General features: G+C 42.3%; 16 protein-coding genes and 1 pseudogene. 16 read left to right on the forward strand and 1 reads right to left on the reverse strand.

Annotation, left to right across the window (positions count from 1 at the left end):
• Nucleotides 1-27 precede the first annotated feature (27 nt).
• The 5 genes and pseudogenes from greA to AB5170_RS07855 all read left to right on the forward strand — a co-directional run.
• Nucleotides 28-528 carry a transcription elongation factor GreA gene (greA, locus tag AB5170_RS07835; protein WP_173718207.1) on the forward strand — a complete coding sequence of 167 codons (501 nt, stop codon included), beginning with the start codon at nucleotides 28-30 and terminating at the stop codon, nucleotides 526-528.
• A gap of 358 nt (nucleotides 529-886) precedes the next feature.
• Nucleotides 887-2,656 carry a Na/Pi cotransporter family protein gene (locus tag AB5170_RS07840; RefSeq protein ID WP_195391685.1) on the forward strand — a complete coding sequence of 590 codons (1,770 nt, stop codon included), beginning with the start codon at nucleotides 887-889 and terminating at the stop codon, nucleotides 2,654-2,656.
• Nucleotides 2,657-2,953: 297 nt separating this feature from the next.
• A complete protein-coding gene (locus AB5170_RS07845; protein ID WP_173735103.1) occupies nucleotides 2,954-3,640 on the forward strand; it encodes a response regulator transcription factor in 687 nt (228 codons plus the stop codon).
• On the forward strand, nucleotides 3,637-4,971 hold the full coding sequence (locus AB5170_RS07850; RefSeq protein WP_195589123.1) for an ATP-binding protein: 1,335 nt from the start codon (nucleotides 3,637-3,639) through the stop codon (nucleotides 4,969-4,971). Before AB5170_RS07845 ends, AB5170_RS07850 begins: the two co-directional genes overlap by 4 nt.
• 19 nt (nucleotides 4,972-4,990) lie before the next feature.
• Nucleotides 4,991-5,041, forward strand: a pseudogene (locus tag AB5170_RS07855) (DUF6783 domain-containing protein); the annotation flags it as partial.
• A 34-nt stretch (nucleotides 5,042-5,075) separates the two neighbouring features.
• On the opposite strand, the gene nagB reads toward AB5170_RS07855, so the two are convergent.
• The gene (gene nagB, locus AB5170_RS07860; protein WP_173718210.1) at nucleotides 5,076-5,801 is read right to left on the reverse strand and encodes a glucosamine-6-phosphate deaminase; all 726 of its coding nucleotides are present in this window, start codon (nucleotides 5,799-5,801) and stop codon (nucleotides 5,076-5,078) included.
• 258 nt (nucleotides 5,802-6,059) lie between these two features.
• Between nagB and AB5170_RS07865 the strand changes: the two genes are divergently transcribed.
• The 11 genes from AB5170_RS07865 (at nucleotide 6,060) to AB5170_RS07915 (ending at nucleotide 18,784) form a co-directional block, all read left to right on the forward strand.
• Nucleotides 6,060-7,802 carry a sensor histidine kinase gene (locus AB5170_RS07865; RefSeq protein WP_368361536.1) on the forward strand — a complete coding sequence of 581 codons (1,743 nt, stop codon included), beginning with the start codon at nucleotides 6,060-6,062 and terminating at the stop codon, nucleotides 7,800-7,802.
• Nucleotides 7,777-8,532 (forward strand): response regulator, encoded by a 756-nt coding sequence (locus tag AB5170_RS07870; protein ID WP_118582288.1) that lies wholly within the window; start codon nucleotides 7,777-7,779, stop codon nucleotides 8,530-8,532. The genes AB5170_RS07865 and AB5170_RS07870 overlap by 26 nt, the downstream gene beginning before the upstream one ends.
• Nucleotides 8,516-9,775: an ABC transporter substrate-binding protein gene (locus AB5170_RS07875; protein WP_148461678.1), complete on the forward strand. Its 1,260-nt coding sequence runs from the start codon at nucleotides 8,516-8,518 to the stop codon at nucleotides 9,773-9,775. Before AB5170_RS07870 ends, AB5170_RS07875 begins: the two co-directional genes overlap by 17 nt.
• Before the next feature lie 178 nt (nucleotides 9,776-9,953).
• Complete coding sequence (locus tag AB5170_RS07880) at nucleotides 9,954-11,231, forward strand: ABC transporter substrate-binding protein (RefSeq protein ID WP_148461677.1); 1,278 nt, start codon at nucleotides 9,954-9,956, stop codon at nucleotides 11,229-11,231.
• An 83-nt stretch (nucleotides 11,232-11,314) separates the two neighbouring features.
• A complete protein-coding gene (locus AB5170_RS07885; protein WP_227199100.1) occupies nucleotides 11,315-12,250 on the forward strand; it encodes a carbohydrate ABC transporter permease in 936 nt (311 codons plus the stop codon).
• Between the two features lie 19 nt (nucleotides 12,251-12,269).
• A complete protein-coding gene (locus tag AB5170_RS07890; RefSeq protein ID WP_148461675.1) occupies nucleotides 12,270-13,124 on the forward strand; it encodes a carbohydrate ABC transporter permease in 855 nt (284 codons plus the stop codon).
• Between the two features lie 82 nt (nucleotides 13,125-13,206).
• A complete protein-coding gene (locus AB5170_RS07895; protein ID WP_173716896.1) occupies nucleotides 13,207-14,517 on the forward strand; it encodes an alpha-L-fucosidase in 1,311 nt (436 codons plus the stop codon).
• 6 nt (nucleotides 14,518-14,523) lie between these two features.
• The gene (locus AB5170_RS07900) at nucleotides 14,524-15,774 is read left to right on the forward strand and encodes a Gfo/Idh/MocA family protein (RefSeq protein ID WP_118582303.1); all 1,251 of its coding nucleotides are present in this window, start codon (nucleotides 14,524-14,526) and stop codon (nucleotides 15,772-15,774) included.
• On the forward strand, nucleotides 15,761-16,588 hold the full coding sequence (locus tag AB5170_RS07905; protein ID WP_118582306.1) for an acyltransferase domain-containing protein: 828 nt from the start codon (nucleotides 15,761-15,763) through the stop codon (nucleotides 16,586-16,588). The genes AB5170_RS07900 and AB5170_RS07905 overlap by 14 nt, the downstream gene beginning before the upstream one ends.
• A gap of 147 nt (nucleotides 16,589-16,735) precedes the next feature.
• Nucleotides 16,736-17,665 (forward strand): sugar phosphate nucleotidyltransferase, encoded by a 930-nt coding sequence (locus tag AB5170_RS07910; RefSeq protein ID WP_195409690.1) that lies wholly within the window; start codon nucleotides 16,736-16,738, stop codon nucleotides 17,663-17,665.
• Between the two features lie 36 nt (nucleotides 17,666-17,701).
• Entirely contained in the window at nucleotides 17,702-18,784 is a 1,083-nt protein-coding gene (locus AB5170_RS07915) for a phosphotransferase enzyme family protein (RefSeq protein WP_173716919.1), read from the forward strand.
• Nucleotides 18,785-18,910: the final 126 nt, after the last annotated feature.

An 18,910-nucleotide genomic window follows, 5' to 3' on the forward strand; every position in this document is an offset into this window, starting at 1 on the left:
TTGCAGCTATAAAGGAGATGTATAAAAATGAGAGAGAAGCTCACCAAAAAAGACGTAGAGAAAATTGAACAGGAGATTGAGCACCGTAAGCTAGTTGTCCGCAAAGAAGCAATTGAGGCAGTAAAGGAAGCACGTGCCCAGGGCGATTTAAGTGAGAATTTTGAATACTACGCTGCCAAGCGTCATAAGAACCAGAATGAGAGTCGTATCCGCTATCTGGAGAATATGTTAAAAACAGCAACTATCGTTTCTGATAAATCCAGCAGTGACGAGGTTGGAATGGATGACATTGTAGAAGTTTATTTTGAGGAAGATGACGAGATTGAGAAATATAAGCTTGTTACTTCCATCAGGGGAAATTCCATGGAGAACAGAATCAGTATTGACTCTCCGATTGGCATGGCACTGAAAGGACATAAGATTGGCGACAGAGTGGAAGTAAAGGTAAATGACAATTACAGTTATTTTCTGGAAATCCGCTCCATCGATAAAACCCATTCAGAGGAAGAGGAAATCCGAGGATTTTAAAAGTATTAGAGCGTGTAACAGTGAAGATACGGAATCATTACACGTATTATATAAAAATCCCGCATGAGATATGCAGTGATAATTGTAAAATTATTCTTCATGTTTCCTGTGGGATTTTTTGAATGTAAAATTTGGAAAATACAGTAAAATCAACTATCAAACAAATATTTTACATTTTCAACAGCCTGGCTTTACATTTTTCCTGTATAAGAAAATCCAAGATTGTAAAGTATTTTACATATATTTAACATTCTTCTCACCCGAAACTTTACATAGCCCACTTATATTGGTTTTGTAAACAAAAGAAATTAAGAACCCAATAAACTTTTAAAAGGATAAAAAAAGGAGAGGAAACGTAATGGATTTTTTTAGCATTCTGACATTAGTCGGCGGACTGGCGATGTTCCTTTATGGAATGCAGGTAATGGGAGACGGTCTGGAAAAGCTTTCCGGCGGTAAACTGGAAAAGATTCTGGAAAACCTTTCATCTAACCGTGTGAAAGCAGTTTTGGTTGGTGCAGCAGTTACTGCAATCATTCAGTCTTCATCGGCAACCACAGTTATGGTAGTCGGCTTCGTAAACTCGGGAATCATGCATCTGTCCCAGGCTGTTGGCTTTATTATGGGCGCAAATATCGGTACTACTGTTACCGCATGGATTCTCAGCCTGGCAGGAATTGAAAGCTCCAATTTCTTTGTAAGACTTTTGAACCTAAACTCATTTTCACCGATTCTGGCATTGATCGGAGTTGTTTTTATTGTCTTCCTTCATGATGAAAAGAAGAAAGATATTGGAAACATTCTGGTTGGTTTCGCAGTGCTGATGTTCGGTATGAATACCATGAGCGGTGCCGTAAAACCTCTGGCAGAGGTACCGGAATTTACAAACATCCTTCTGAAGTTCTCCAACCCTGTTTTAGGTGTGCTGGCCGGTGCACTTCTGACTGCTGTTATTCAGTCTTCATCAGCTTCTGTTGGTATTCTCCAGGCGCTTTGTGTAACTGGTGCAGTCCGTTACGGAGCAGCGCTTCCGATTATCATGGGACAGAATATTGGAACCTGTATTACAGCAATGCTTTCTTCAATCGGTGCTACTAAGAATGCAAAACGCGCAGCAATCGTTCATCTGTACTTCAATATTGTAGGAACTGTTACATTTATGGTTGTATTCTATGTGCTGAATGGATTTTTACATTTCTCTTTCATTGAAGAAGTGGCAGGTCCTGCCGGCATCGCAGTGATCCACAGTGCCTTTAACATCATTGCAACACTTGTACTTCTTCCATTTGGAGATATGCTTGTAAAAATGGCATGTGCAACTGTCCGTGATACAAAAGAGGAGAAAGTTATTTCCGCAGAAGATCAGGAGTTTATGATCCTGGAATCCCGTTTTCTTAGTAATCCTGGTATTGCTATTGAGCAGAGCAAAACAGCTGCCAGGAAAATGGCAGAGCAGTCCAAAACCGCTTTGAACCTTTCTTTTGGTTTGCTGGATGATTTCCAGGAGGAGACAGCTTTCCGTGTGGAAAAGATTGAAGCAAAGGTTGACCGCTATGAGGACGAACTGGGAACCTATCTGCTCAAGTTGAATCAGAAAGATCTTTCTCTGGAAGACAGCCACAGCTTGTCCATTATGCTTCACTGTATCGGAGATTTTGAGCGTATTTCCGACCACGCACTTAGCATTATGAAATCTGCAAAGGAAATTTCAGAAAAAAATGCCCGCTTTTCAGACAAGGCAGTGCAGGAACTTCACATTATGGAAAAAGCCGTGTCGGATATTGTGGAAAAAGCGTATAGCGTTTTTGCAAACCAGGACATGAGAGCAGCCGAAGAAATTGAGCCTTTGGAAGAAGTGATCGATGAGCTCAGCCGTGAGCTGAAAAGACGCCATGTAAATCGTCTTCGTGCCGGAGAATGTACAATAGAGATGGGATTTGTGCTTTCTGACATTACAACCAGCCTGGAGAGAATCGCAGATCATTGTTCCAATATCGGAGTCTGTGTGACTCAGGTACATGAGGATCTTTATGATACCCACAGTCACCTTGACACTGTAAAAAATGCACCGGGAGAACATTTCCATCACGAACTGGAGGTTGCCCGTGTGAACTATATGCTTCCGTAACCGGGAGAGTAGATGTTGCCAGTTGCTGCTCTGGAAAAATTCCTGTGAGAATCATTTCCGGAGGCAGCGACTGGTAATATAATTTTTGCGGCGCGAAAACATGCAAATGCATGATTTCTGTGCATCGCGAAGCGTGTTACTGGTCAGGTCGTGAACGGTAACCTGTTTTCCTGCTTTTTACCGTGACTTTACAGTTGTGCACTTGTATAAGGGGAAAAAAGTACGTATACTAAGAAATAATGATGATTTACAGGTAATGTAAAAAATAGGTAAGACATGGGAGGAGAATACTAAAAAATGATTTTTTGTGTTGAAGATGATAACAACATCCGTGATCTTTTAGTATATACATTAGAGACGACCGGATTTCATGCAAGAGGGTTAGAAGACTCCCAGGAATTGTGGAAAGCCCTTGCAGAGGAGGAACCAGAGCTGATTCTTCTTGATATTATGCTTCCGGGAGAGGATGGATATTCCATTCTGGAAAAACTGAAAAAATCTTCCGGAACCAGAGATATTCCCATCATTATGGTAACTGCCAAGGAAGCAGAATTTGATAAGGTCCGTGCTCTGGAAGCCGGTGCAGACGATTATATTACCAAGCCCTTTGGAATGATGGAATTTATAGCCAGAGTGAAGGCGGTGCTCAGGCGCAGCAGCCGCCACGGAGATGACAGAGAGCTTAGCTGTGAGGAACTTCGTATTTTTCCGGGCCGTCATCAGGTGTATTGTGATGATCAGCCTGTGGAGCTTACCCGCAAGGAATTTGAACTTCTTCTGTATCTTATGGAAAACAGAGGAATCGTTATGACCCGTGACCAGATTTTGTGCCATATATGGGGATATGATTTTGACGGGGAGACCAGAACTGTGGATGTACATGTGCGAACCCTTCGGCAGAAGCTTGGGGATACCGGCAGACTAATCGAGACTGTCCGCGGCGTAGGTTACAGAATGGCAGACAAGGGAGGCAGTCAGGGATGAAAAAGAAAATCCTCAGTCATACCAGTGTGATGATCGTTCTCACGGTTATCCTTACCTTTATAGCCGCCAGCTTTGTGATGTATGATAAGTTTAACAGTACTATGAAAAAGGGCATCCGGGATGAAGCTGAATATGTAAAAGTGGGGATTGAAGAAGTTGGAGAAGAGTATTTAAACGGAAATGTGGGAAAAACCACAGATACCCGTATTACGCTCACCGATTCAGAGGGAAACGTGCTCTATGATAATGAGGCAGAGGCTTCAAAGCTTCCAAACCACAGCAGCCGTCCGGAATTTATTCAGGCTATGGAAGATGGACAGGGAGAAATCGTCCGTTATTCGGAAACCTTGTCACACCAGACCTTTTATTATGCGGTGAAGCTGAATGATGGCAGAATCCTCCGCCTGGCAAAAACAACAGACAGTGTGTTCCATACGTTGCTTAGCAGCTTTATCTGGCTGGGAATTTTGATGCTGTTGATCATTCTGGTAGAGATCGTTCTGGTGCAAAGGCAGACAAAGAGTCTGATCGAGCCGGTGAACAACCTGGATCTGGAGCATCCTCTTTCGAATGTATGCTACGAAGAACTCCGTCCTTTGTTGATGCGGGTGGATCAGCAGAATAAGCAGATTGCAAGCCAGCTGGAGGAGTTGAAGAAGACAGAGGCTGTGAGAAGGGAATTCTCTGCAAATGTTTCCCATGAATTAAAGACACCTCTGATGTCCATTTCCGGTTATGCGGAGCTGATGATGAATGGAATGGTGAGACCGGAGAATATTGCTGATTTTTCAGGACGAATCTATAAGGAGGCCAATCGTCTGGGAAATCTGGTGGCAGATATTATCCAGTTGTCGCGTCTGGATGAACAGCAGGATGCAGTGGTCTCCATGGAAAGTGTAGAGCTTGATGAGCTGGCAAAGGATGTGGTAAACAATCTCCGGGATCATGCGGAAAAGAAAAACATTTCGTTGGATTATTGTGGTATTCCAATCAACATTCAGGGAGTACGGCATGTTTTATATGAAATGCTGTACAATATTGCGGACAATGCTGTTCGTTACACCAATCCGGGAGGACACATTCATATTTATGTAGGCAGAAAAGGGGATCGTCCTTTTTACCGGGTTGAGGATGATGGAATCGGAATTCCAAAATCTGAACAGAAAAGAATATTTGAGAGATTTTACCGGGTGGACAAAAGCCATTCGCGGCAGACCGGAGGAACTGGTCTTGGACTGTCCATTGTAAAGCATGGGGCAACCTTACATCATGCACAGATCAATGTGGACAGCGATCTTGGAAAAGGTACAAAAATGGAGCTGCTTTTTTAGAGCGTGTTGAAAAAGGCTTTCTGCAAATTGTGACGTACAGCTTGCAGAAAGCCTTTTTGGAACATACTGAGGCAGCTCCTTTTTATATAAGCATAAATAAAAAATTACAGTTCGCTCAGTGCATCCTCATCTGCCACAATAATTGCATTGGGATGGAACTGAAGGATGGAAGCCGGGCACTGTGGGGTAACAGGTCCTTTGATCGCAGCAGCGAGAGCCTTGGCTTTGTTCTTGCCGTTAGCTACAAGAAGAATGGTCTTTGCGCTCATAATATTGCCGGTTCCCATAGAAATAGCCTTGCGCGGCACATCCTCCTCGCTTGCAAAAAAACGCTTATTCGCCTGGATGGTAGCCTCTGTAAGATCTACACAGTGTGTGCCAGCCTGGAAATGGTCGTCTGGTTCATTAAATCCGATGTGGCCATTAGGTCCTATTCCAAGAAGCTGAAGGTCTGCAGCTCCCATATTCTTAAGCAGTGTATTGTAAGCTTCGCAGCAGGCCTCTGTATCCGGATTGGTTCCGTCCGGAACATAGGTATTCTTAATATCTATATTGACTCTGCTGAACAGGTTCTTGTTCATGAAGTAACGGTAGCTCTGGTCATTGGATCCGTCCAGTCCGACATATTCGTCCAGGTTCACAGACTTTACATGGGAAAAATCCAGTATTCCCTCTTCATACATAGCAGCCAGCTGATCGTAGGTACCTACCGGGGAAGAACCGGTAGCAAGACCAAGGATACAATCCGGTTTGGACAAAATAACACCGGCGATAATGGTAGCTGCAGTACGGCTCAGCTCTTCATAATTCTTAACTTTAATTACTTTCATTTTACCTCTCCTTCTTTGTCAATAAGTGAGTATGATCACTTTAACAAGGTGCAAAAAAATGACGGCATTATCAGAATGCTGTCATATAAAAACCCTGCCCTTGTTCCTGAGACAATATCAGTATACCCTATATTTAGGTGAAATGCTATAAATATTTCTGCTTTTTATTGCTTTTTTTGGTGAAAACTGATTGCAAGTTTCGAAAGCTTTTCCTATAATGAATTTATAATATAGAAATTTACCCTGGGGATAAATAAAATGAAAAAAAACTACACTCTGAAAAGGGAACTTACATTTCTGATGATACTGACCTCTGTATGTACTTTACTGTCTGTATGTGCAGCTGTTTTCTATGTCTTTTTCTCTTTCTTCTTTCAGAAAACACAGGAAGATATTGAATATGTACTTCGATATACCAGTCAGCAGTATGAGGCTCATATGCAGTTTATTGAGGATAGTGTGATCGCCATACGTCATAATACGGTACTGGATGACTTTTTTCAGAAAGAAGAATACGACCTGGAGGAAATAGAACCACAGCTTTCTTACAGCATGGAGCTTTTTTCAGAGCGGAATATGGTGGAACGCCAGCTTCCTTTTGTTACTGGAATTTATCTGTTTAATAATGGGAATGAATGTATTTATGAGCACTATTATGCCACCACACTGGCTGCCGGGAGAGAACAGAAGCGAAAATACGAAAACATGCAGCAGGAATTTAAAAGTACCAGTGACCAGTACGCCTGTTTGTCTGATAAAGATGAATTAAATATTTTTTTTAGAATTTATGATGAAAATATGAGGGAAAAAGGAATCGGAATCGTGCAGATCAGTCAGAGTGCAGTAGCGAAAGTTCTGGAAACGGTACAGCTGTATCATAATGGAGGATGGGCTGTCCTGGATAAAAACGATCAGCTGCTTGCCTCAGAAGGAGCTCAGGAGCTGGTGAAAAAGCTGCAGACTTCTGAGAATTCATGGAATGGAACAAAAGACCTGGCAGGTACGAAGGTGATTGGTTATGGAAATCTCTGTGGATTTGGAGTACGTACAGTGATCTCAGTAGGGTATGGGAATATTTTTTCTATTTTGAAGCCCACTCTTTTTATCGTTCTTGTGGGTCTTATTGTGGTACTGGGAATTGCATTTCTGGTTGCATATGCTATCAGCTACCGTTTCACCAAACCGGTTACCAGGATGATCCAAAGCATACAGGCTTTTGGAAAACCGGATCTGAATGCCAGAATGGAAGATTCCTCTATTCAGGAATTTCATGACATGGGAATCGTGTTTAATGAGATGGCAGACAGGATCGAATATCTGATTACTCAGGTTTATGAAAAAGAAATTGTGGCAGCCCGGTCTCAGGTAAAATATCTGCAGTCCCAGATAAATCCGCATTTCCAGTTTAATATTCTGGCCATGCTGAGTCTGAAAGCGAAAATGGCTGGAAACGAAGAAGTTTACGATGGACTGAATGCTTTTTCCAGACTGATGCAGGGTAAGATATTCCGGGAAAAAGAGATTAAGATAAAGGTAAAAGAGGAACTGGAAATAGTTCAGTTTTATTTATATCTGCAGAAAAGCCGTTACCAGGATAAACTGTCTTATGAGGTGAAGCTTGAAGATGAAAAAATCGGCGAAGATCTGATTCCCCGTCTTCTTATTGAGCCACTGGTGGAAAATGCAGTTTCGCATGGTTTGGAACCAAAGCGTGAAAAAGGAAATCTGCAGGTCCTTTTATATGAAAGGGAAATGCTCTACATCTGGGTAAAAGATGATGGAGTAGGCGTTTGTCGGAATCAGACGAAGGCAGAGGAAAATAAAGAAAAAACTCCTCATACCCATGTGGGCTGGGAAAATACAAAGAAAATGCTCCGGATCCTGTATGGAGATCATTACAAGTTTCAGGTCTGGAGCGAACCGGGAAAGGGAACGGAAATAGAAATTGCAGTTCCAATTGAAAGAGGTGGAAATTATGTGGAAAGTGATAGCAGCCGATGATGAAGGATACATCAGAGAGGCTTTGCAGAAACTGATAAATTGGGAAAAAATGGACTGTTCTTTGGAGAGCGTAGTCAGTGATGGACAGGAACTATTGGAGAAGATCCGGGGAGAAATGCCGGACATTGTGATAACAGATATACAGATGCCTGGTGTTGACGGATTAGAAGTATGTAAATATGTATACGAAACCTGCCCGGAAACCCAGGTGATCATCCTTACCGCATATTCAGATTTTGAGTATGCCAAACGTGCCATTAAATACAGTGTATGTGAGTATGTGCTTAAGATTTCCATTATAGACGAACTTCCACTGGCAGTGGAAAAAGCAATTGGAAAGCTATCCAGACTGAAAAAGGAGATCGAAATCCAGGAGCATACGAAGGCAGAAGAACCAGAATCACTGCTTGATCAGATTGAACAGTATCTGGAAGAAAATTTTCGCAAAAAGATCACGCTGGATGATATTGCAGATACCCTGCATGTGAACCGCAGCTATCTCAGCCGTTATTATAAGAATAAAACAGGTGTGAATCTGTTTGATGAGATTTTAATGAAACGGGTGGAAAAGGCAAAAGAATATCTGCAGAATACAGAGATGAAGACTTATGAGATTTCAGAAGCGGTAGGAGTGGAAGATGCTGGTTATTTCTCAAAAATGTTTAAAAAGATAACCGGGGTATCACCAAAAGAATTCAGGAAAAGAGAACAACATGAAGAGAAAAATTAGAGGTCTTTTCTTTAGTATCGGAATAGCCGGGAGTCTGATCCTTGGAGGCTGCGGGAAAGAAGAAAAAGAGCCTGTAACTATCACAATGATTCATGCATGGGGCGGAACTGGTGAAGATCATGTAGCTATGAGGGATATTTACGATGGATTTCAGAAGGAGAATCCGGACATTGAGGTGCAGCTGATCTCCATGCCAGGAAGAAAGGAAATGCTGCGTAAGGTGGAGGACATGATCATGGTGGGAGATATGCCGGATGTGATTACCTTCAGCGGTATGGGACAGAATACAACCTATGATTTTATTGTAGAAAATGATATGGCGCTGGATATTATGCCCTATGTGAAAAAAGATGAAGAGTTTGCCTCCAATATTTCCCAGACCAATCTGAACTATTGGACCACAGAAGAAGGGGAGCTGTTTACAGTGTCAGATGTTTTGTCCTTAAGTGGTGGTTATTGGTATAATGAAGATATTCTGCACGCAGCTGGCGTAAAGGAAATTCCCAGGACCTGGGATGCTTTTCGCGGTATGTGCTACAAAATCTGGAAATGGTCGGAACGTGAGAATAATGAAATTGCTTCGCTTCAGACATCTCCGGAGGGCTATCTTTATTTTATGGATCATATGCTTCTGGAAGAAGGTACAGAAAAGGACAGAAACGATATCGGTACAATTTCAGAGGTATTGAAACGGCTGCAGGAAATTTATGTATATTCCACCTCCGAAAATGCAGAATACAGTTATTTGGATGAGACCAGATTGTTCAATGAAGGAAAGCTTGCCATATATGTGAATGGCGTATGGGGCGCTTCCATGATTTCCGAAAACATTAATGCCAAGTATGCACTGCTTCCAACTACATCCGGGAAGAAGCTGTCTTGCGAATCTGCCTGTTTTGGTTATGTGCTTGGAAAAAGTGGAAACGAACAGAAAGAGGAGGCTTCCATCCGGTTCCTGAAATATATGCTAAGCAAGAAGGTGCAGACGCGGATTTTGGAGGAAACAGAGCAGATTCCGGCGAATAAGCAGGTAGTTCTGGATTCTTACGAGAAGGAAATGCCGCGGCTGTTTCAGGCTGCTTCCCTGGTATTAAGCGCAGAGGATAAAATTGAAGTTCCGGATAATCTGTGGACTTATGAACAGAAAGCCTATTTTACAGAAAACATTTTCAGAGAGCTTACCGGTAAAATTTCACCGGAAGCTTTTACCCGGCAGCTGGGTGAAATGAAAATAGATAAATAGGGAAAATAAAGATAAGGAAAATATTGCCGTCAGGTAAATATTTTCCTTATTTTTATTGTGAAAATGTCAATAAATACCTGTAAATTGCAAACGGGATTCATTCAAAAATACCAAAAACAAGGGTAAAATAAGGACAGTTAAAGCAAAGACGTATAATTTATGAAGGAGGATTTTTGTAATGAAGAAAAAAATGGTAAGTGTTTTACTGGCAGCAGCAATGGGGACTACTGCACTGGTTGGATTTGGAACGACTGCTTATGCAGATGATGATGTTCTGGAATTTTACCATGGATATTACCAGGATGAGAGCGAGTGGGCTGCAGCTCAGGTTATGAGGGATATCTATGATGAGTTCGCAAAGGAACATGCTGATGGATCAGTTACATTCAAACCAATCGCTGTAGAAAACAGAGATGACATTGTAAGTGCACAGGTTGCTGGCGGTTCCTTCCCGGATCTGGTAGATGTAGGCGGTGGCGGAGTTCCGCAGGCAGCACTTTCCCAGGATCTGGTATACGATCTGAAACCGTATATCGATGAAAATGGTCTGCAGGATGCAGTTGGTCTTAACTATACACAGCATGATATGGATGGTCATATTTATGCAGTGCATGATCAGATTGAGAGCCGTGGCTTATGGTATAATTCCGATATTTTTGAAAAAGCCGGAATTACAGAGGAGGCGTTTGCAGACTGGGATTCTTTTGGAGAAGCAATGGAAAAAATCTGTGCTCTGGACGAGGATGTGTACGGATACATTGCAGGACAGGGCTCCAGCTATATTGTAAACACAGTTATGGCTTCTACAGATGAAGGAAAGAAAATGCTGGAATCTGAGCTGACAGAGGACACCATCAATTCAGAGGAATTTGCAGCTGCATTTAAGACTGCTGCAAACCTGGATCAGGCAAATGGTTCTGAGCATACTACAGATGATAACGGAAATCTTATGGCAGAATTTAATACAAATGGTAAGGCTGGTGTTCTTTTCAATGGTGTATGGAATGCAAGTGGAATTGATGCGTCTTTAACAGATGCCATTGAGCCTGCTTTATTCCCTGGAAATATTGCAATCGCTTCTGCAGGCGGCGGACTTGCTGTGGCAAATAACATGAGTGATGAGAAAACAGAGCTGGCACTTGAGTTTATCAAATATATGACAAGTGCTGAGGTTCAAGAAAAAATCTTCACTGGCGTACAGGCAAATCCATGTAACACAACAGTTGATTTGAACGCACTTGCAGAAGAGAGTGATGATGCAGCTACAAGAAAGCTTGCACAGGCTTGTTCTCAGGTAAATGAAGCTGATACTGTAGTGATTGACATGAACTATACCTGGGGATCTGACGTGGACAAAGCTATCATCAATGCATTGATGGAGTGTGCGGTATCAGGAACAGATATTGATGCAAGATTTGCAGCACTTCAGACAGAGCTGATCGCGTTGGTTGCTTAAAGCACACAGCTGTGATGAACAGAAACTATGAATGAAATAGAAGAGGGAGGGGAGAAATCTCTTCCCTTTTTGGAGGTATGAATTTGGAAAATCAGAATGCTGCGAAAAAAAGAAAGAATAAGCTGGGTACGCGGAGAAAAGGATTTATTATAGCGTTTCTTGCGCCTACCCTGATCGCATTTTGCGTATTTTATCTGTATCCCATTATTACGGTGTTTATCACTTCTTTCTGCAAATGGGATTATACCAATATTACTAGTCCGGAGTTTTTCGGCTGGAGCAATTTGTGGGATAATTATGATTATATTTTTAACAAGTATCCATTTTTCTGGGAAGCACTGAAAAATTCAACCACCTGGGCCATTCTTGGAACAGTGGTACAGATTCCCATTGCTGCTTTGATCGCTCTGGCCCTGTCCAGAAAGGTAAAAGGTATTAAATTTGTACGAAATGTCTATATTATTCCGAATATGATCTCAACTGCCGCTATGGGCATTGTATTTTTACAATTGTACAACCCTTCTTATGGAATTATCAACCCGATCATTCGTCTTTTCAACAAAGAATTCAGGGATAATATCCTACTTCTGAAAGGACCGGCTTTTGTGGCCATGACCTGTGCCTATATTTTCTTTACAGGAACTACAACTTTAATGATTTTGGGGAATATTATGGCAGTGCCGGAAGAGGTAAGAGAAGCAGCTATGCTGGATGGGGCAAGCGGTCTGAGACAGGACTGGTATATTACAATCCCTATGATCAAAGGAACTTTAAAAACAGTATCCGTTCTTGCTGCAACCTCCGGCTTCCTTCTTTATAACGAGGTTTATTTCCTGACAAAAGGAGCTGCAGGAACCTACAGTATCAGTTACATTATCCGCGAGCTTGCCATTACCAGTCCGAGAACCCAGTTTGGACGAGCCAATGCAGTGGCAATGATCCAGATCCTGGCTGGGATGGTGATCATTCTGGTGATTAATTTTGTATACAGCATTTCTTTCAGGAAAGAGAAAGAATAAGAAGGAAAAGAGGATGAATATGAAAAAAACAAATACCCTGAAAGGTGTAAATAGTATGCCGGCGGGAACCAGGATCGTGACTTACATTTGTCTTGCGTGGGCGCTGATCGTGTCGTTGCTTCCCATTGGCTGGCTGGTTTTATCCAGCCTGAAAAAAGATCCTATGGCGAGACCTGGCTTTCAGCTTCCGGAATCCATTTGTCTGGATGGTTATATTTCCACATTTAAAGATTTACATGTGATGAGATATTTTGGAAACAGTCTTTTTGTCGCAGGTGTTTCCGTGGTGATCAGTGTGGTGATGATTTCCATGTCTGCATATGTGGTAGCGCGAATGGAATTCAAAGGAAAAGCACTGGTAAATGTACTTTTGTATTCCACCATGTTTATCCCAGCCACAGCCCTTACTTATCCGGTATATAATCTGGTAAACCGCCTGCATTTATATGATACAAGATCTGCGCTGATCCTGATTTATTCCTGCAGTGGAATTGCAGTGAGTTTTTTTGTGATCAAAAACTATTACGACAATATCCCAAGAGAGCTGGAAGAGGCGGCGAGAATTGACGGATGTGGGTATGTACAGACCTGGATGAAAGTAATTTTTCCAATTGCACGTCCGGGAATTATGACAGCAGCTGTGCTTGCGTTTTTGAATAATTGGAATGAGTATTACTGGGCCTCTCTTGTGCTGATCACAAGGGAAAAGCTGACAGTACCGGCGCTTTTGTCTACTTTCACAACAGCCTTTAACACCAATTATAACGGACTTTTTTCCGCTATGGTGATTATCATTCTTCCGCCTGTGCTTCTGTACTGTATTTTCAGCAGATTCTTTATTGAGGCACTGTCTGGCGGAGCCGTGAAAGGTTGACAGGTGAAATGAAAGTTTTTTGATAAAAATGCTGAATATACAAAATTTTCTGATATAATGAAGAAGACAGGAGAATAGAAACATGAATGAGGAAATAAGACAGCGCACCAAATGGTTTATGGAAGACAGATTCGGTATGTTTATTCATTGGGGATTATACTCCATTCCAGCATGCGGTGAATGGATGATGTCACAGAAAGAAATGACAATTGAGGAATACAGTAAGTATTTTGATCAGTTTGATCCTGTGGATTATGATCCGAAGAAATGGGTTTGTCTGGCAAAAAAAGCAGGCATGAAGTACGTGGTACTTACAGCAAAGCACCATGACGGATTTTGTCTGTTTGACTCTAAACTGACAGACTACAAGTCAACAAACACAAAAGCAGGCAGAGACCTGGTAAGAGAATTTGTAGATGCATGCCGAGAGGAAGGATTAAAGGTTGGTCTTTATTTTTCCATTATCGACTGGCATCATCCGGATTTTCCTAAATATGGAGACAGGCAGCATCCTATGCGAAACAATCCGGCATATAAAGATGAAAAAATTGATTTTGACAGATATCTTGCGTATATGCATGGCCAGATAAAGGAACTTGTAACAGGGTATGGCAAGCTGGATCTTCTATGGTTCGATTTTTCCTATGACGATATGACCGGAGAAAAATGGAAAGCCACAGAGCTGATCAAAATGGTTCGAAAGTATCAGCCGGATGTGATCATTGACAACCGTCTGGAAGGTGCGGGGGATAACCATGGCAGCATTACAACAGAGAAACCACTGATTTACAGCGGTGATTTTGCAAGTCCGGAGCAGATCATTCCTCCAAAAGGAGTATGTGATGACAAGGGAGAACCCATTCCATGGGAACTTTGTGCCACTATGAATAATCATTGGGGATATTGCAATTTCGACCATCAGTATAAGACCCCTCAGATGCTTGTAAGAAAGCTGGTGGAATGTGCCAGCAAGGGTGGAAATATGATCCTGAACGTGGGACCAGATGCCCGTGGAAATATTCCGGAGGAGAGTGTTCAGATTCTCACAGAAGTTGGAAAATGGATGAAAAAAAATGGGGAGAGCATTTACGGATGCGGAATTTCCAAATTGGAAAAGCCGGATTGGGGAAGATATACCCAGAAAGGTGACATCATTTATGCTCATGTTTATGAGACACCGCTTGGAGCACTTCCGCTGTATGGAATCGGCCCGGATAAGCTGGAATCTGTTACATATCTTGCAGACGGCAGTGAGGTGAACAGAGGGGAAGCATGGAATACGGTGCTGTATCCGGATGTGGCCTTTGTTTCCTTCGGAGATGATCCGGTATTTACCTATCCATTGCCAGATGAAAAAGATACGGTTTTAAAAATACGTTTGCGACAGGAGTAAAAGAGTATGAAAAAGGTAACGAGTATTGTAATTGGAGCAGGCCTTAGAGGAGGTCATGTTTATTCTCAGTATGCACTGGACCATCCAGATGAATTTCAGGTGGTGGCAGTTGCAGAGCCGGATAAAGAGCGCAGAGAGAGCTTTGCAAAAAGACACAATATTCCGGAAGAGCTTTGCTTCGAAAGCTATGAAGAGCTTCTTGGAAAAGAAAAGCTGGCAGATTGTGCCATGATCTGCACCATGGACAGGATGCATTATGAGCCTACGATCATGGCTCTGAAAAAGGGATATCATGTACTTTGTGAAAAGCCCATGTCTCCCGACAAGAAAGAAATCATTGAAATGGGAGAGATGGCGAAGAAATACGACCGTATTCTGTCCGTGTGCCACGTACTTCGGTATTCTCCGTTCTTTTCCAAATTAAAAGAACTTCTGGAAGAAGGCAAAATAGGAAGACTTATGACTATCCAGCATATGGAAGAGGTAGGTTACTGGCATCAGGCACATAGCTTTGTAAGAGGAAACTGGAGAAATGCAGAGGAATCCAGTCCTATGATCCTGCAGAAATGCTGTCATGATATGGATATCATGCTGTGGCTGGCAGACAGTAAATGCGAAAGCCTTAGTTCCTTTGGTGAACTGTCTTATTTTACAGAGGAAAATGCACCGGAAGGAGCTCCTGCTTATTGTCTGGATGGATGCCCACATAGAGATGAATGTGCTTTCTATGCACCACGCTTTTATCTGGAGAATTTAGATGGCTATCTGGTACGTGCAGTGACCGATCAGACAGATCCGGAGCATGTATTGGAGGCTTTGAAAAAAGGACCTTACGGAAGATGTGTATTCCACTGTGATAATACAGTAGTAGATCACCAGTCCGTTGACATAAAGTTTGAAAATCAGGTAACAGCGTCCTTCCTTATGACAGCCTTTACAGACCAGTGTGCTAGACGGATCCGTCTTATGGGAACAAAAGGTGAGATCAAAGGCGATATGGATGCAGGTACTATTGAGATCAGAGATTTTGTCAGTGGGAATCTGGAGACAATAGAGCTTCACACACCTGCAAACGGACATAACGGAAGTGATATGAGTATGATGCATGATTTTGTCCGTATGGTAGGAGAAGGAAGAAAGGGTAAAACAGACGCTGCTGTTTCCGTGGAGAGTCATCTGATGGCACTGGCAGCAGAGGAAGCAAGAATAACGGGACAGGTTGTAAATCTCAGAGGATTTGCCAATGAAAATAAATGAATTTTTAGCTGAAATCAACATGCTGCCGGAGGCTGTGCATCTGCTTAATGAGCTTCAGGAATCCGGACGCATTGGGGAGGAAGAATATCAGGAAAATAAGCTTTTGTATGAGAAAGACAGAGCTTTGTTTTATGAAAAAATTCTTTTGGAAAAGGATTATCGGCTTGTGTTTCTGTATTATTTATGCCGCATGGGCGCCGAAACCTATGATGCTTATGAAAAGCGGGGAATCAGCCGGGAAATTTTCAGGGACACTTTTTACGATCTGACCTTTTGGTGTGAAAACTGTTTTCTGGAATATGGAGAGTATGGAATTGATGAATACGACTGGTTTTTCCGCCATATGAAGCTTACCATTTTCAGGCTTGGAAGAATGCAATTTGAAATCATGGATTCCCGCTGGAATTTTACAGCAGGAGAAAGAATGGTAAAAAAAGGAGATCCGATCATCAGTATTCATATTCCACAGGGCGAAAAGCTCACACTGGAGAGTGTGAGGGAATCCATTATTCAGGGAATGGCTTTCTGGGGAAAAGAGATGCCGTATCTGTGTCATTCCTGGCTGCTCTATCCGGGGCTTAAAGACATTTTGCCGGAGAAAAGCAATATCATTATGTTTCAGAATCAATTTCAGATTGTAGAAACAGATTGGGATGAGCGTGAGGCTGAATGGCGTATTTGGGGAAAGGTACAGCGGAACCTGAATGTATATTCCGAGAACACATCTCTTCAGAGAGCTGCAAAGAAATATCTGAAGTCAGGAAAAGTGCTGGGGAGCGGTCTGGGAATATTAAAACCGGAGTATTTCCTGTGAAATAATTGATAGAAATTGACAAGAAGAGATTTGTCTGTTACCATCGAACCAGGGGCAATTGTTTGTCCCTGGTATCGTTATGAATAAGCAACAAAGCGGATCAGGAATATCCGTTTTGACAAATAAAAAATGGGAGGCAGCAATAACATGAAAAAGCCGGTATTGGTAGTAATGGCAGCAGGTATGGGAAGCAGATATGGTGGCCTGAAGCAGATCGATCCTATTGATAAGGACGGGGACATTATCATTGATTTTTCTATCTATGATGCTATTCAGGCAGGGTTTGAAAAAATTGTATTTATTATAAAGAAGGAGAATGAGGCTGATTTCCGTGCTGCTATCGGAGATCGTATGAGTAAGCATATCCAGGTAGAATTTGTATTCCAGGATCTGCATAATCTTCCGGAAGGCTTTACAGTTCCGGAAGGACGTGTGAAGCCATGGGGAACCGGACATGCGATCATGAGCTGTATTGATGTGATTGATGGACCTTTTGCCGTTATTAATGCGGATGATTATTATGGACGTCATGCATTTAAGATGGCATATGATTTCCTTACAGAGAATCAGGATAAAGACGGCATTTATCAGTACATGATGGTAGGCTACAAGCTTGAGAACACATTGACAGATAATGGACATGTGGCTCGTGGTGTTTGTGTGACAGACGAAGAGGGATTTCTGAAGGATATTAATGAGCGCACCCATATTGAGAAGAGAGATGGCGGTGCTGCTTATACCGAGGATGATGGTGCTACATGGACAGAGCTTCCTATGGATGCTACGGTGTCTATGAATATGTGGGGATTTTCTGCAAGCATTCTGAGAGAACTGAAGGACAGATTCCCATTATTCCTGAAAGAAAATGTGGAAAAGAATCCTCTGAAATGCGAATATTTCCTTCCATTTGTTGTAGATGAGCTTCTTGGCGAGAAGAAAGCAACTGTCAAAGTTCTGAAATCTATGGACAAATGGTACGGAGTTACCTATAAAGAAGATAAGCCGGTAGTAGTTGCTGCAATTCAGAAGCTGAAAGATGACGGTCTTTATCCTCAGAAGCTTTGGGAGGAAAAATAAGTGGGAAAAACAAAAGATGTAAGCCATCAGGAACTGATGGAAGTAATCAACAGCTTTGATTTTGGCGGTAAACTTGAAGAGGTTGGCATATTCGGAAATGGCCACATTAATGAGACTTACTGTGCTGTATTTTCCACAGAAGCCGGACAGAAGCGCTATATTCTCCAGAAAATGAACAAGCAGATTTTCAAAGATCCTGTTGGTCTTATGGAGAATATCAGTGGTGTCACCTCCTGGCTGAAGAAGAAAATCCTGGAAAATGGCGGGGATGCAGAGCGCGAAACCCTGAATATCGTAAATGACCGTGCTGGAGCTCCTTATTTTGTAGATAAAGAGGGAGAATACTGGAGAGCGTATCTGTTTATAGAAGATGCAACCTGCTTTGATCAGGTGGAAAATGACGAGGATTTTTACCAGAGTGCTCTTGCATTTGGTAATTTCCAGCGCCTTCTTGCTGATTATCCGGCAGATACTCTTCATGAGACAATCCCGGATTTTCATAATACAGTGAAGCGATTTGCCAATTTTAAAAAGGCTGTGGAAGAGGATGCATGCGGACGGGCGGCTGATGTTCAGAAGGAGATACAGTTTGTCCTGGAAAGAGAGCAGCTGGCCCATACACTTGTGGATTTACAGGATGCAGGTAAGCTGCCTCTTCGTGTAACGCACAATGACACAAAGCTGAATAATATCATGATCGATAATGCTACACATAAGGGAATCTGTGTGATCGATCTGGACACGGTAATGCCGGGACTTTCTCTGAATGATTTTGGTGATTCCATCCGTTTTGGCGCAAGCACGGCAGCAGAGGATGAGCAGGATATTTCCAAAGTGTCCTGTGACCTTCATCTGTTTGAGGTGTATGTAAAAGGATTTCTGGAAGGCTGCGGCGGTGCCCTCACAGATCTGGAGGTGGAAATGCTTCCGATGGGTGCAATCCTGATGACCTTTGAGTGTGGAATGCGTTTCCTGGCAGACCATCTGGAGGGAGATCATTACTTCCGCATTCATCGAGAAAATCAGAATCTGGATCGTGCAAGAACCCAGTTCAAGCTGGTGTGGGATATGGAACAGAAATTATCTGAGATGAAATCTATTGTAGAAAAATATAAATAGTGGTATTCTAAAACTGGCAGGCATAAAACAGTTACTGTTCACTCCGTTCACGGTAACATAAAACATGTCTTCCAGGTTACGAATAAAGATTGCAAAGAATGGACATAAACCATCACAGTTGCTGTT

The organism is Ruminococcus sp. RTP21484sp1_RTP21281st1_A8_RTP21281_210402 (assembly GCF_040914025.1).
Lineage (GTDB): Bacteria > Bacillota > Clostridia > Lachnospirales > Lachnospiraceae > Blautia_A > Blautia_A faecis.